This window comes from Lacihabitans soyangensis (genome assembly GCF_024343775.1).
Lineage (GTDB): Bacteria > Bacteroidota > Bacteroidia > Cytophagales > Spirosomataceae > Leadbetterella > Leadbetterella soyangensis.
Genome location: NZ_RJUF01000025.1, coordinates 34687 through 35935, shown reverse-complemented (window position 1 = coordinate 35935; position 1249 = coordinate 34687). Strand labels below are relative to the sequence as shown.

The window sequence follows — 1249 nt, the reverse complement described above, 5'->3', positions numbered from 1 at the left end:
TCTCAGGATCCTGTAGCGTTCTTGTGTTTTTCTAAGGCCTTTTTCTTCTATCTTTTTGTCTAAAATAACTTGGGCTTTATTGTATATGTCTCCGTTCATGCTTTTACTTTATTTCTTCGTCCCCACCAAATCATAAATCCAGTAATTGGCAAACTTGCAGCCACCAAGGACAATAAAAATGCAAGGATCTTACCCGCAAAGCCCAATATACCGCCCGTATGGATATCGTAAGTCATCCTTATTAGTTTGTCTGCGAATTTTGCGTCTTTTAGTCTACCATATACGTGCTTAACTGGTATTTCTTTTAATGTGTACTGATCGAAATACCGATAGTCTGTGCTCCAATACATATCTTCCTTTGTGTTTACGTTTGCCCCAATTGTAGATGAATCTGATTCAATGGCGTGGACTTCAAGAGAAAGTGCATTAGGGTGTTCCTTTTTCATCTTTTCCCAAACCAAATCCGCGACAGGTTTTTTGAAAGATGTTGTAATGGGTTTTTGTGATATGGGTTCGGTAAAAAGTAGTTCTTTTTCACCCCCGGTAGCTGAATAAATGAGGTAAGTAAACCACTGTATACCAAAGAAAATACCTGTCACAGCGATAATGAGCAATAATGTAGAACTGTAAAATCCAAGGATATTGTGGAGGTCGTAATTCTTGCGTTTCCACTGAGTAGCGTCTTTCCATCTGAACCAAAACCGTTGTTTAGCGGCAGCTTTGTTCTTTGGCCACCAGAGAATAATACCTGTAATAAGCATAAATACAAAAATTAGTGTGGAATAAGAGGTAATAGGTTGCCCAATTTTAGGAGGTAACCAAAGATAATAGTGTCCGTTAAGAACCCAATGAAAGAACGTTTCCTCTATATTTTGTACTTGTAGTATCTTGGCGGTATAGGGATTATGGTAAATGATATAGTAATGTTCGGGGTCAAAACCATAAAATATGGCCTCTACACTTCTGCCTTTTCCTGGGTAATTGATGGCATGAAGGTGAGCCTTTGGTAATGCCTTTCGTGCTACATTTTCAAAGGCGGAGGGTGGTAAAATTTCTCGATTTTCTATTTTCGAAAACCTGAAAGTCTGAGTGACATCCTGAATTTCTTTTTGAAATGCATACAAACAGCCTGTTATGCTCACTATAAACACCACCAGCCCGGTGCTTAGACCGAGCCAGAGGTGTAGTTTTTGGATGATTTTCTTGAAATTCAAAACTTATCAAAATTTATAATTGATACTTAGACGAA

1 protein-coding gene is annotated in these 1249 nt (G+C 38.2%); it reads right to left on the bottom strand.

Translation table 11 applies throughout. The annotated features are described in order from the left end of the window. Window positions 1-95 precede the first annotated feature (95 nt). A complete protein-coding gene (locus EGI31_RS25585; protein WP_255037130.1) occupies window positions 96-1214 on the bottom strand; it encodes a PepSY-associated TM helix domain-containing protein in 1119 nt (372 codons plus the stop codon). Window positions 1215-1249: the final 35 nt, after the last annotated feature.